The organism is Dysosmobacter sp. HCP28S3_G4, from assembly GCF_052065175.1.
Lineage (GTDB): Bacteria > Bacillota > Clostridia > Oscillospirales > Oscillospiraceae > Oscillibacter.
This window is the reverse complement of sequence record NZ_JBQHUP010000033.1, coordinates 1-11,978: the sequence shown is the minus strand read 5'-3', so window position 1 is coordinate 11,978 and position 11,978 is coordinate 1. Positions and strand designations below refer to the sequence as shown.

Here is an 11,978-nt window from a genome sequence, read left to right as displayed (position 1 = left end):
TGTCGCAGGTCAATTCTCTGTCTCTGGGGTCTCTGTCTCCGTCTCCGGGATCTCCGGTTCCGTCTGCCGCACGCCGCTGGGGTCCACCACGGCGCCGTCCTCGTCCAGACGCATCTGCTGGCCCTCGCCGTTCATCAGCTCTGGCATCTCCGGCAGATCCTCCAGGGAGGTGAGATGGAACGCCCGGAGAAAATTCTCCGTGGTGCGGTACAGCCGGGGCCGTCCCGGCACCTGGAGCCGTCCGCACTCCTCGATGAGCTTCCGGTCCAGCAGAAGCCCCACGGTATAGGCGCTGTCCACGCCCCGGATCTGGTCCACATAGGCCCGGGTGGTGGGCTGGTAATAGGCGATGATGGTCAGCACCTCCAGCGCCGGCTGGCTGAGCTTGGCAGGCTTCCGGATCTCAAACGCCTGCCGGATCACATCCGCGTACTCCGGTGCGGAGCAGAGCTGCCAAGCGTCCTCCATGTGCAGCAGCCGGACGCCCCGGCGCTCGTAGGCGTAATGATCCATCAGGGACTGGAGCACCTTCTGGGCCGTGGGACGGTCCAGCTCCAGCGCCGTGCAGATCCGATCCTCTTTGACCGGCTCTCCCGACGCAAACAGGATGGCCTCCGCCGCGGATGCGATCTCCTTGATATCCATATTTTCCATAAAGGGCGTTCTCCTTAAAATGTCAGGTCCTCCGGCATCTCCCGCTCCTGCCGGACGGTGCAGTCCTGCCCGGAGCCGGTGAGGCGGATGACGCAGGCCCGGCACAGCTCCAGCACCGCCAGGAAGGTGGCCACCACCTCGCTGCGGCTCCGGTTTCCCTGAAACAGCTTCCGGAAACAGGTCCCGCCGGTGGATTTCAGCCGCTGGATGATCTCCCGGGCCTTGCTCTCCACGGGATAGGGTTCCTGGCGGATGATGCCGTCAAAGGCCGCCTGGGGCGGCGGCAGACGCCGTTCCAGCCGGCTCTGCAGCTCCGCCAGTGTCAGGAGCAGGTCCGCCGGACGCTGGTCGTATTCATAGACCTTCCCCCGCTCCATGGGCTCCGGGTCCCGGGTGATAATGTTCCGTCCGAACTCCCCCATGGGGGCCAGCCGGCCTGCCATCTCCTTCACCTGGGCGTAGCTCTCGCTCCGGCGGCGCTCCTCCAGGGACTGGATCAGCGCCTCCATCTCGGACTGGGCCTCCTCGTCCTCCAGGGACAGGAGCATCCGGGTCTTGATGTACATCAGATGAGAGGCCATGAGGATGAACTCGCTGGCTACCTCCAGGTCCATCCGCTGGCGGGCCTCCAGCCACGCCAGATACTGGTCCAGAATAGTGGCGATGGAGATGTCCTGAATCTCCATCTTATTCTTCCCCAGCAGGTACAAGATCAGGTCCAGCGGCCCCTCGAAGTCCTGCATCTCCTCCTGTGAGCGGTCGTGGACCACTTTTTCCAGTTTGAAAATGGGGTTCTCCAACAATTTGTCACCTCAGAAGATCAGGGTATACAGGCCCGTCCACACAGCGGCGATGGCCTGATTGATAAGTCCGCCGCCCACATTCATCAGGGACAGGACGATGAGCAGCAGCATTCCGTACCGCTCGTAGCGCATCAGCTGGTAATAGGCCCGGTCCGGCAGCACTGCTGCCAGGACCTTGGATCCGTCCAGCGGCGGAATGGGCAGCAGATTGAACAACCCCAGTCCCACCGACAGCACCGACGCGTCCACCAGGAACATAAAGAATGTAAACAGCCCATCGGAATAGGAGGCGTAGAGGTCCATCCCCCGGCAGATTATCAGCAGCACCGCCGCCAGCAGCAGATTGGACACCGGACCCGCCAGCGCGGTGACGGCCATTCCCTTTTTCGGATCCTTGAAATACCGGGGGTCCACCGGCACGGGCTTGGCCCAGCCGAAGCCCACGAAGAACATCATGGCGAGACCGAACCAGTCGATGTGCCGCAGGGGATTCAGGCTCAGACGGTGCATGGACTTGGCAGTAGGGTCTCCCAGAAGATAGGCGGCCAGGCCATGGCTGGTCTCATGGATGGTGAGGCACAGAAAGACGGCGATCACCCGCAGCGCCGCGGAACCCATAGATTGGAGGTCCAGCTGCTGGAACAGCTCCTGCAGATAGTTCATCAAGGCGGAAAGCTCCTTCTCCGGCCGGTGCCGGATCATACGCCCCCAGCCTGAAATGATAATTAAGGTTATTATAGCAGTTCCCTGCAAAAAATACAAGGTACACGGCTCCCGCATTTTCAGCGGTCCGCCGCGGCCGTTTTCCATCTGATCTCAGGAGGACAGAGCCAATGCCGTCCCGCCGCTTCCGCATCCTGCTGCTGACGCTTTCCATGGGGCTTCTGGCCCTCTGCGTCCAGCCCATCCCATCCCCACGCGCCATGGAACTGACTGCCCACCGGGGCTTCTCCGCCCGCTGTCCGGAGAACACCATGGCGGCCTTCCGGGCCGCGGCGGATGCCGGCGCGGACTGCATCGAACTGGACATCCGGGAGACCGCGGACCATGTGTTCGTGGTCTGTCACGACGAGAGTCTGGCCCGGACCACCGGCGTCTGCTGTCCGGTGTCCTCCCTGTGCTATTGGGAGATCGCGGAGCTGGACGCGGGCGGATGGTTCTCTCCGGCGTTCCAGGGCGATCATCTCCCCGCTCTGGAGGAAGTGCTGGCGCTGGCGAAGCAGCGGGAGATCCGGCTGAACCTGGAGATCAAGTCCCCGGCGTTCGGAGAAAACTCGGCTCAGGCGCTGGTGGCCCTTCTGCGGCAATATGGCGCGGAGACGCTGTGCAGCGTCTCCTGCCAGAGCTATCCGGTACTCACCCGGATAAAGGCCGCCGGTCCGGAACTGGCCACGATCCTGGTGGCGTCCTCGGTGCCGGAGGACCTGGGATCCCTCACCGACGCCGACGCCCTGAGCATCGCCCTCCGGGCCGTCACGCCGGAGCTGACCGTCCGGGTCCACCGCTGCGGGAAGCGTCTCCTCATCTGGGACGCAAATACCCCCGCGGATCTGCGGAGAGCCGCAGCCGCGAAGCCTGACGGCATCATCACAGACGATCCCGCCCTGGCAAGGCAGCTCCTTTGGCCCAGGATATGAAGATGCCGCCGGAAGGGCCGTTCAAGACGGTCCTCCGGCGGCATTCCGCCCCTCACAGGTTCTTGCGGATGGTGTTGATGGCGCCCTTTTCCAGGCGGGAGACCTGGGCCTGGGAGATGCCCACCTCGGCAGAGACCTCCATCTGGGTCTTCCCCTCGTAAAACCGCAGGGACAGGATGCGCTTCTCCCGGTCATCCAGCTTCCGGATGGCCTCCTTCAGGGCGATGTGGTCGATCCAGCTCTCGTCGGTGTTGCGGTTGTCCCGGACCTGATCCATGACGCACAGGGCGTCGCCCCCGCCGTCGGAGTACACCGGCTCGTAGAGGGAGACGGGGGCCACCACCGCGTCCATGGCGAACACCACTTCCTCCCTGGGAATGTCCAGCACTTTGGCGATCTGCTCCACCGTGGGCTCCCGCTGGTCCCGGGCGATGAGCTGATCCCGGACCTGGAGCACCCGGTAGGCCGTGTCCCGCATGCTGCGGGAGACCCGGATGGCGCTGTTGTCCCGGAGATAGCGGCGGATCTCGCCCACGATCATGGGCACGCCGTAGGTGGAGAACCGCACCGGCTGACTGGTGTCGAAGTTGTCGATAGCCTTGATGAGCCCCACGCAGCCCACCTGGAACAGGTCGTCCACGTTCTCGCCCCGTCCGGCGAACTTCTGGATGACGGACAGCACCAGCCGGAGATTCCCCTCGATGAGCTGCCGCCGGGCGTCCATGTCCCCGGCCTTGTACCGCCGCAGAAGCTCCATGGTCTCCTCGCTTTTCAACACCTTCAGCTTGGATGTGTTTACGCCGCAGATCTCCACTTTCCCCTGCATAAAAGCCTCCATGCGCCCCATGGGCGCGCGGTCTGGAATGTGAAGTCCCGGCGCGGGACGGCCCCTGCGGGCGGTCTTCTCCGCATCCGTGACTTCCTGTTTCCAGTATGGTCCGCAGGCGAATTTCCTATACTGTCTCGTTTTGTCACTTTCGCGGAGATCGATTCCCTCATAGGACATTCCACCGGGCGCATACCCTGTGGCAAGGGGGGATCGTTATGCAGTGCAGGATGCGGGATCTGCGGTGCAAGGAGGTCATCAATATCTGCGACGGCTGCCGGCTGGGTTTTGTGGCCGATGTGGACGTCAAGATCCCGGAGGGCCAGGTCTGCGCCATCATCGTCTACGGCCCCTGCCGGTTCTTCGGCCTGTTCGGCAGGGGCGAGGAGTTCTACATCCCCTGGGAATGCATCCAGCGGATCGGAGACGACATCATCCTCATCGACAAGCCCTTTCAGCGGCGGGACCCGAATCTGGAGCGGAAGCGGCGCAAGCGGTTCTGAACGGCGGCGAAATGCCGCCGTTTCGCCGTTTCTTCGTCATTTTTTCTTACTTTTCCTCATGGTCTCAGTTATGATAGAGTTATCCCCCCGTTGATTGGGGGCGTCTATCCCTCTATCGGTCCCGGGATATTCAATTCTTCTTGAATACAGGAGGCAGAACATGGGAAAATTCGTCATTCGCAGAACCAATACCGGCATCAAGTTTGACCTGAAGGCGGGAAACGGCGAAGTGATCGCCACTTCTGAGGTATATTCCTCCGAGGATGCCTGCCGCAAGGGCATCGCCAGTGTCCAGAAAAACGCGCCCGCCGCCGCAGTGGAAGATCAGACCGTGGAGGGCTTCGCCCAGGAGAAGCATCCCAAGTTCGAGGTCTATACCGACAAGGCCGGGGAGTTCCGCTTCCGTCTCAAAGCCACCAACGGCCAGATCATCGCCGTGGGCGAGGGCTACAAGGCCAAAGCGGGCTGCCTGAACGGCATTGCGTCCGTGCAGAAGAACGCCCCCGACGCGGAGATCGTGGAACAGGAATAAGGAGGAGCCATTTCAATGGACATCAAGGCAAAGATTGAGGAGATCGTGGGGAAGATCGCAAAGGACCCGGCCCTGAAAGCCCAGTTCCAGAAGGACCCCATTAAGGCGGTGGAGACCGTTCTGGGCGTAGACCTGCCGGACGACGTGGTGAAGCAGATCGCCGCCGGCGTCAAGGGCAAGCTCACCGCCGACACCGTGGCCGGCGCCATGGATTCTCTGAAAAAGCTGTTCTGAGCGCGAGACAGCCGCCCCCGAACGGGGGCGGCTGTGTTTGTTCTGCGCTATTGTCCCAGGAAGGCCAGATTCCGGTCCGTCACGAAGTTGGGGACACTGTAGAGCACCAAAATGGCGTCGATGTCGTTTTCGGCAGCGTACTGGGCCACCGAGGCCCGGTAATACCGTAGGTCCAACAGATGGATCTCCGAGAAGCTCTGGCTCAGGAAGGGCGCCAGGGAATCGGAGTAGCTGTCCCGCACCAGCAGGAGCTTTCCGCCGTCCGGCAGCGCCTCGTTTTGGATGACGCACAGGGGCTGGTTGCCCCCCAGGAAGGCGGAGTACTTGTCCTTTTGGTCAAGATACGTCCTGTCGTACAGCGCCGCCGTCTCCGGTGCGCCGGACCGCCAGGAGGTGACGGTCAGGCCCTCCTCCGGGACCCAGAACTGCATGTAGTCAGGCTCCAGCCAGTGGACGCCGGACTGGGAGTACAGGGTTCCGTTGAAATCGCCGCTGACGGGCTCCGGGGCAAAGTGAGTGATGGGCAGCGTCTCTGCTCCACGGCCCAGGGCCTCCATGACGGCGGCATAGCCGTAATAGGCTCCCCGGCTGGTCCAGTGGTGGTCGGTGCGGTAGAAGATATACTCATCTGCGTGGGCAGACAGGATGGAACGGAAATCCACCACCGGCACGCCCGTCTCCGCCGCGCGCTTCAGGAACGCGGCCTGATCCCAGCTCTCCGCCCCGGCGGGCAGCCGGTCCTGCCAGATCTCCGCTGCGGAGGGGATCAGTCCCAGATACGCCGGGACGTCCGTCTTGTCCGTCAGGGCGGTCACGTATCCCAGATTCTTCTCCACCAATGCGGCGTCGGGCGTGTCCACTCTGGAGATCAGGGTACCGCTGTTGAACAGCGGATCGTCGCAGAGATAGACGCCGTGGAACTCCCGCTTGCCGATGATCTGCTCCGCCCGGGCCTTCAGGCCCGTCCACTGGTCCCGCAGGGGGAACTGGTCGGAGAAGTACTCCTCCACGGCCTCCGTATAGCTGCCGTCCCGCAGGGACGCCCAGGAGAATGCCGGCCACTGGGCCAGCGTCCGGTTCTCCGCCTCGGACCGGTCCCGGTCCGGCAGGAGCAGGGACCACACCAGCATCCCGCCCAAAAACAGGCAGAACACCGCCGCCACCAGGCGGCTGTATGCTTTTGTCATGGTCTCCCCTCCTCAAAACCGGAAATACAGAAATGGATTGTAGCTGCCATCCACCAGATAGGCGGTGCACAGCAGCAGAGACATCAGCATCAGCACCGGCGTCAGGACCTTCTCCGCCCGCTCCGGCAGTCTCCTCCACAGGTCCCGGCCCAGGGTGGTGGAGGCCACCGCCAGCACCGCCAGCGTCACAGCGTAGCTCCGCAGATGGAACAGGTCCAGACCGCTCCAGACCGCGCCGCCGCCGAAGCAGATCCGGAGATAGGCCCCGCAGCGGCCCAGATCGTCGATGGCAAAGATGCCCCAGCCCACCGCCGCCACGATCAGCGTGTACAGGTGCTTCCCCCAGCCGGGGGTCCTGCCCAGGACTTTCTTCAGCGCGTATTTCTCCAGCAGGAGCCAGGCGGCGAAATACAGGCCCCACAGGAGGAAATTCCAGCTGGCGCCGTGCCAGAAGCCGGTGCACAGCCAGACGATGAGAATGTTCCGGACGGTCTTCGCGGTGCCGCCGCGGTTTCCCCCCAGGGGGATATACAGATACTCCCGGAACCAGGAGGTCAGGGAGACGTGCCACCGCCGCCAGAAATCCGTCACCGAGTCCGCCAGATAGGGGTAGAGGAAGTTCTCGTCGAACCGGAAGCCCAGCATCCGGCCCATGCCGATGGCCATGTCCGAGTAGCCGGAGAAATCGAAGTAGATCTGGAAGGAATAAGCCACCAGTCCCAGCCAGCCCCCCAGCACCGTCAGATCCCCGGTGCCCTGGGCGGCCAGGGAGGCGTCCCACAGGGCGCCGATGGCGTTGGCCAGCAGCACCTTCTTGGCAAGGCCCACGCAGAATCGCCGGGCGCCCAAAGCGAAGTCCTCCCAGGTGTTGACCCGGTGGTCCAGCGCCGCCGCCACCGTCTTGTACTTCACGATGGGGCCCGCGATGAGCTGGGGGAACATAGTGACAAAGGCCCCGAAAGTGACCATGTTCCGCTGGGCCGGGGCGTCCTTCCGGTAGACGTCGATGGTGTAGCTCATGGTCTGGAAGGTGAAGAAGGAGATGCCGATGGGCAGGGGCAGTCCCAGGACGGGGATGTCCAGTCCGGGGATGCGGGACAGATTCACGGCGAAGAAGTCCCAGTATTTGAAAAAGCCCAGCAGCAACAGATTGAACGCCACCGACTCTCCCACGAACCAGCGGGCCAGACGGTCATTGGCCCGGTACTTCTCCACCAGCAGCCCGTGGGTGTAGTCGATGAGGATGGACAGCACCATGATGGCGATGTACACCGGCTCTCCCCAGCCGTAGAAAAACAGGCTCACCAGCAGCAGCACCAAATTCCGCCATTTCAGCGGCGCCAGAAAATACACCAGCAGTGTGACCGGCAGATAGAAAAACAGAAACGTCAGGCTGCTGAATACCAATCCCTTTCTCTCCTTTCCTGACCAAGAGCGTCGCAGCCCCCACCGCTGTCTGACAGCGGTGGGGACGCAGCTTGGCAAAAAGCTTTTTGCCAAGCTGCTTAAGATTTCAGAACTTTCAAAAAGTTCTGAAATCTATTGATTTGAATGGCGCAGGGCACCCTTCCTGGGTTCCCCGCGCACACCCTTCCTTCCCATTTTCCTGCCATTCCGGGTTTATCGACAGCCGCAGCCCCCACCGCTGTCTGACAGCGGTGGGGGCCAGCCTCCGCATTTACCTCGTTTATGCGAACAGTGCGTTGAAATCGTCCACGACCTTGTCCTGGTTCTCCCGCAGGGCCACCATGGCAACATACCGGCCGTTGGTCACCACCTGGGCCTTCTTCCACGCCTCCATGGACTCCGGATACCAAGCGCCGCCGGAGGCCTGATCGTCCACCCGCTGCTGGAGGATGTCCGCCAGCTTTCCGGCGTCCTCCTCCGTCTCCGCCTCGGCAAAGACCATCTCATTGACCACGGCGGACATCATGGGCACCTTCGTGATCAGCTGCCGCACCGCCACGTTCTGAATGCCGGGGTAGTAGTTCTCCATCAGCTCATCATCCAGCTCCGCGAAATAGTTCTCGCCCCACTGGTACTTGGCCTCCTCCGCCTCCCAGAAGGCCGTCAGGTCCACGCTCTGGCTGCCGCTGCCCGCGGCGTTTCCCGAAGTGCCGCAGCCCGCCAGAAGTCCCGTCAGCAGCAAAACCGCGCCCAGCACAGCAAATACTTTCCTCATCACGCATGTTCTCCTTTGTTGTCAGTCCATGATTCAGACGTTCCGGACCGGTAAAAAGTTTCCGGCTCCCGGGACGTTTTACAAAATTTCTTCTGCTTGCATTATGCCCCGTTTCGCGCTATGATTGCAAGGTCTAATTCTATTTCTTCCGAGAAATTTTTTTGCCCTACAAAACATCCTGAAAACGAGGTCTTATTTCATGTACAGTTTTACGAACGATTACAGCGAGACCGCCCATCCCCGGATCCTGCAAACCCTGGCTGACACCGGCACGACCCAGTTCGACGGCTACGGCCTGGACCGCTGCTGCGAGGAGGCCGCCGATGTGATCCGGACGCGGTTCTCCGCCCCCGCCGCGGAGGTCCACTTCGCCGTGGGCGGCACCCAGGCCAACGCCCTGGTCATCACCGCCCTGCTGCGGCCCTACGAGGCGGTCATCGCCCCGGAGACCGGCCACGTCAGCGTCCATGAGACCGGCGCCATCGAGGCCGGCGGCCACAAGGTCTGCACCGTCCCCACTCCCGACGGCAAGCTGACCCCCGCCCTGGTGGAACAGGTGCTGAACGCCCATGACTCGGAGCACATGGTTCTGCCCCGGCTGGTGTACGTCTCCGACACCACGGAGGTGGGCACGGTCTACACGAAGGCGGAGCTGTCCGCCCTGAGCGACTGCTGCCGGAAGCACGGCCTGTACCTCTATCTGGACGGTGCCCGGCTGGGTTCCGCCCTGACCGCCCGGGACAATGACCTGACTCCAGCGGACATCTCCGCCCTGACGGACGCGTTCTACATCGGCGGCACGAAGAACGGCGCCCTGTTCGGTGAGGCGCTGGTGCTGGTGAACGATGACGCCAAGTCCCACTTCCGCTGGATCATCAAGCAGCAGGGCGCCATGCTGGCCAAGGGCTGGCTGCTGGGCCTCCAGTTTCAGGAGCTGCTGCGGGATGATCTGTACTTCGAGCTGGCCCGCCACGCCAACCGGACGGCGGAGACGCTGGCGGAGGGCATCGCCGCCCTTGGCCATCCCTTCGCCTGGACGCCCCAGTCCAACCAGCTCTTCCCCATTCTCCCCCGCCGGACGGCGGAGCGTCTGGCATCTCTGGGCTATGCCTTCCGCATCGACCACGCCGTGGACGATGAGCACGTCTGCATCCGTCTGGTCACCAGCTGGGCCACGCCGGGGGACGCCGTCCGGGCGTTCCTGGAGGACCTCACCCAGGCGTAAGGTTCCGGGGCGAACCCCGCTTTTTATAAAAAGTCCGTCCTGAACTGCGGGGCGGACTTTTTTCGTGGGTTTTTCCGGCGGCGGTTGTATAATAGGGTAAAGACAGAGAGAAAGGAGGGGACGGCATTGTCAGACGCGGAACTGCTGGAGCGGCTGCGATCCCATCGGGAAGCCGGGATGGAAGCCCTGCTGGCCCAGTACGCGCCTTTGCTGCGGTACGTCATCTGCGGCGTCCTCCGGGACCCCCAGGACGCGGAGGACTGCTACAGCGAGGTCACGCTGAACCTTTGGCAGCGGCTGGACGGCTACGATCCCCAAAAAGGCGGTCTGTCCGCCTATCTGACGGCGACGGCCCGAAACACGGCGCTGAACCATCTGAAGGCCCGGCTCCGCCGGGAAAAGCATCTGGCGGAGCAGCCCGAGCCCCAGGCCCCCGCCCCCCCGGAGCAGGCGCTGCTGCATCAGGAGCGGATGGAACAGCTGAAAGCGGCCATTGCCGGGCTGCCGTCCCTGGACCGGAAGCTGTTCTACCGGCGCTACTATTACTTACAGCCAGTGGCCCAGATCGCCGCGGAGCTGGGCATGTCCCAGCGGGCCATCGAGGGGCGCTTGTACCGTCTGCGGCAGAAGCTGCGCCAGGAGTTGGGAGGTGACGGACTGTGAACGAGAGATGGGATGAATTCGACTGCTCCATCGCCACGTCCCTCAGTGAACTGCCCCCTCCGGAAGAGGCCGTCCGGGAGGTGACGCCCTTCCGGGACGCCATCGCCCGCATCGTGCTGGGCCTGTGTCTTACCAGCTTCACCCTGAACCTGTGGTATCTCCAGTACCTCCTCCCCGCCGTGGGGGCCGTCCAGATCTATCTGGGCTTCCGGGCCCTGCGGAACAACAACCGCTGGTTCCGGACAGCCTGGTTTATCAGTATCTGTAAAGCAGTTTCCCTGTATATCTCCTTCGTGCTGGACGCCACGCCTTTCGCGTCCCTGTCCGGCGCCGTCCCCAACGTCTGGGCGGCGGCGGCATTCATCGGCATGACGCTGGCGCTGTTCCTATGTTTCCACTTCGGATTGACCCAGGCCGCCCGGGAGGTAGAGCAGACGCCCCAGCGCCGTCCCGCCCTGTGGGCGGCGGTGTGGTACGCCGTGCTGGTGCTGCTGGGCCTGCTGGCGCCGGACATCGGCTGGCTGGGAGTCATCCCCATGATCGCCGCCTTTGTGTGCATCGTCCTCTCCATGCTCCGGGTCTCGGAGGAGCTGGAGGGCTTCGGGTACAGCGTCCGTGCCGCTCCCGTGCGGTGTGGTCCCGGCCGCGTGTCGGCCCTGTATCTGGGGTCTCTGCTGGTGATGATCCTGCTCTGCGCCGTCTGGGCCAATCATCTGCCCGCCCGTGGAACGCCGGTCCCGGAGACTGTCTCTCCGGAGACCACCGCCATTCAGGAGCGGCTCGCCGGTCTGGGCTTCCCGGAGGCGCTGCTGGACCGCCTGCCGGAGGAGGAGATCAGACAGCTGTCCAATGCCAGCCGGTGCGTGGTGGACAGCAGCGAGACCGGCGCCGCCGGTTCCAGAAAAGGCGCCGGGGCCTTTGGCTTCGACACCGTCTATGTGGAGACCGGCCCCCGGACCTTTCGGATCTATGAGTTCTTCCACCTGAACGAAAACGCCTTGCGGTCTAACTGGCGGATGCTGGCCCAGCTGGACACCGACACCAACGCCAACATCTCCAACGTCACCTGCGGCGTCTTCTGGACGGAGGACGGTATCCCGTATCTCAGCCATCCGGAGATCGGCAGCCAGATCCATGAGGACTTTTTCTTCGGACCCTCCACCCTTCCCTCCATGGTGTTCAGCTATCCCTTCTTCTCCCGGGACCGGGGCGGCTACATGGCCTACGACGCGCAGATAGCGGAGGATGACTGGATCTATCTGTGCAGCGTCCTGCGGACATACCTCACCACCTACCGGAACTTTTACCCCTACGCGGACCTGGCCACGGACTTTTTCCAAACAGACTGGTACGCCCAGAGCTATTCCACCTGCGCGATACAGCCGGACTGAAAAGAGCCCCGCCTTTTAAAAAGGCGGGACTCTTCAGGCTGTCGAGAAACCCGGTTGCGCAATTAGGCGGCAACCGGGTTTTCAGCACATATTCGGGAAAATAGAATCGAAAATAGGAAATGGGCAGAGTCATTCCATTTC

At 62.8% G+C, this 11,978-nt stretch carries 14 protein-coding genes; 7 read left to right on the top strand and 7 right to left on the bottom strand.

Features of this window, described 5'->3' with window-relative positions; translation table 11 throughout:
- Positions 1 to 9: 9 nt before the first annotated feature.
- The 3 genes from scpB to ACTNBU_RS08750 are packed head-to-tail and all read right to left on the bottom strand — an operon-like array spanning position 10 to position 2,120.
- Positions 10 to 654, bottom strand: a complete 645-nt coding sequence (gene scpB, locus ACTNBU_RS08760; protein WP_441032926.1) for an SMC-Scp complex subunit ScpB — start codon at positions 652 to 654, stop codon at positions 10 to 12.
- A gap of 14 nt (positions 655 to 668) precedes the next feature.
- Positions 669 to 1,454 carry a segregation and condensation protein A gene (locus ACTNBU_RS08755; RefSeq protein WP_441032923.1) on the bottom strand — a complete coding sequence of 262 codons (786 nt, stop codon included), beginning with the start codon at positions 1,452 to 1,454 and terminating at the stop codon, positions 669 to 671.
- 12 nt (positions 1,455 to 1,466) lie between these two features.
- Positions 1,467 to 2,120 carry a site-2 protease family protein gene (locus ACTNBU_RS08750; RefSeq protein WP_441032970.1) on the bottom strand — a complete coding sequence of 218 codons (654 nt, stop codon included), beginning with the start codon at positions 2,118 to 2,120 and terminating at the stop codon, positions 1,467 to 1,469.
- Between the two features lie 170 nt (positions 2,121 to 2,290).
- Between ACTNBU_RS08750 and ACTNBU_RS08745 the strand changes: the two genes are divergently transcribed.
- On the top strand, positions 2,291 to 3,094 hold the full coding sequence (locus ACTNBU_RS08745) for a glycerophosphodiester phosphodiesterase (RefSeq protein WP_441032920.1): 804 nt from the start codon (positions 2,291 to 2,293) through the stop codon (positions 3,092 to 3,094).
- Between the two features lie 52 nt (positions 3,095 to 3,146).
- Here ACTNBU_RS08745 and sigG read toward each other — a convergent pair whose 3' ends face one another.
- Complete coding sequence (sigG, locus tag ACTNBU_RS08740; protein WP_441032917.1) at positions 3,147 to 3,920, bottom strand: RNA polymerase sporulation sigma factor SigG; 774 nt, start codon at positions 3,918 to 3,920, stop codon at positions 3,147 to 3,149.
- Between the two features lie 218 nt (positions 3,921 to 4,138).
- On the opposite strand from sigG, the gene ACTNBU_RS08735 reads away from it, so the two are divergent.
- The 3 genes from ACTNBU_RS08735 (at position 4,139) to ACTNBU_RS08725 (ending at position 5,189) form a co-directional block, all read left to right on the top strand.
- Entirely contained in the window at positions 4,139 to 4,423 is a 285-nt protein-coding gene (locus ACTNBU_RS08735; RefSeq protein WP_441032914.1) for a YlmC/YmxH family sporulation protein, read from the top strand.
- A 160-nt stretch (positions 4,424 to 4,583) separates the two neighbouring features.
- Positions 4,584 to 4,955 (top strand): YegP family protein, encoded by a 372-nt coding sequence (locus ACTNBU_RS08730; protein ID WP_441032911.1) that lies wholly within the window; start codon positions 4,584 to 4,586, stop codon positions 4,953 to 4,955.
- Between the two features lie 15 nt (positions 4,956 to 4,970).
- Positions 4,971 to 5,189, top strand: coding sequence for a hypothetical protein (locus ACTNBU_RS08725; protein WP_441032908.1), 219 nt, complete (start codon positions 4,971 to 4,973; stop codon positions 5,187 to 5,189).
- A gap of 47 nt (positions 5,190 to 5,236) precedes the next feature.
- On the opposite strand, the gene ACTNBU_RS08720 is transcribed toward ACTNBU_RS08725, so the two are convergent.
- From ACTNBU_RS08720 to ACTNBU_RS08710, 3 genes are all read right to left on the bottom strand, one after another.
- A complete protein-coding gene (locus ACTNBU_RS08720; RefSeq protein ID WP_441032906.1) occupies positions 5,237 to 6,376 on the bottom strand; it encodes a DHHW family protein in 1,140 nt (379 codons plus the stop codon).
- Between the two features lie 12 nt (positions 6,377 to 6,388).
- Positions 6,389 to 7,783 (bottom strand): MBOAT family O-acyltransferase, encoded by a 1,395-nt coding sequence (locus ACTNBU_RS08715; protein ID WP_441032903.1) that lies wholly within the window; start codon positions 7,781 to 7,783, stop codon positions 6,389 to 6,391.
- Positions 7,784 to 8,063: 280 nt separating this feature from the next.
- Entirely contained in the window at positions 8,064 to 8,558 is a 495-nt protein-coding gene (locus tag ACTNBU_RS08710; RefSeq protein WP_441032900.1) for a DUF4358 domain-containing protein, read from the bottom strand.
- Positions 8,559 to 8,757: 199 nt separating this feature from the next.
- Here ACTNBU_RS08710 and ACTNBU_RS08705 point away from each other — a divergent pair, with 199 nt between their 5' ends.
- The 3 genes from ACTNBU_RS08705 to ACTNBU_RS08695 all read left to right on the top strand — a co-directional run bounded on the left by ACTNBU_RS08705 (position 8,758) and on the right by ACTNBU_RS08695 (position 11,837).
- The gene (locus ACTNBU_RS08705) at positions 8,758 to 9,783 is read left to right on the top strand and encodes a threonine aldolase family protein (RefSeq protein WP_441032897.1); all 1,026 of its coding nucleotides are present in this window, start codon (positions 8,758 to 8,760) and stop codon (positions 9,781 to 9,783) included.
- Between the two features lie 126 nt (positions 9,784 to 9,909).
- Positions 9,910 to 10,446 carry an RNA polymerase sigma factor gene (locus ACTNBU_RS08700; protein WP_441032894.1) on the top strand — a complete coding sequence of 179 codons (537 nt, stop codon included), beginning with the start codon at positions 9,910 to 9,912 and terminating at the stop codon, positions 10,444 to 10,446.
- Positions 10,443 to 11,837: a hypothetical protein gene (locus ACTNBU_RS08695; RefSeq protein ID WP_441032891.1), complete on the top strand. Its 1,395-nt coding sequence runs from the start codon at positions 10,443 to 10,445 to the stop codon at positions 11,835 to 11,837. Before ACTNBU_RS08700 ends, ACTNBU_RS08695 begins: the two co-directional genes overlap by 4 nt.
- Positions 11,838 to 11,978: the final 141 nt, after the last annotated feature.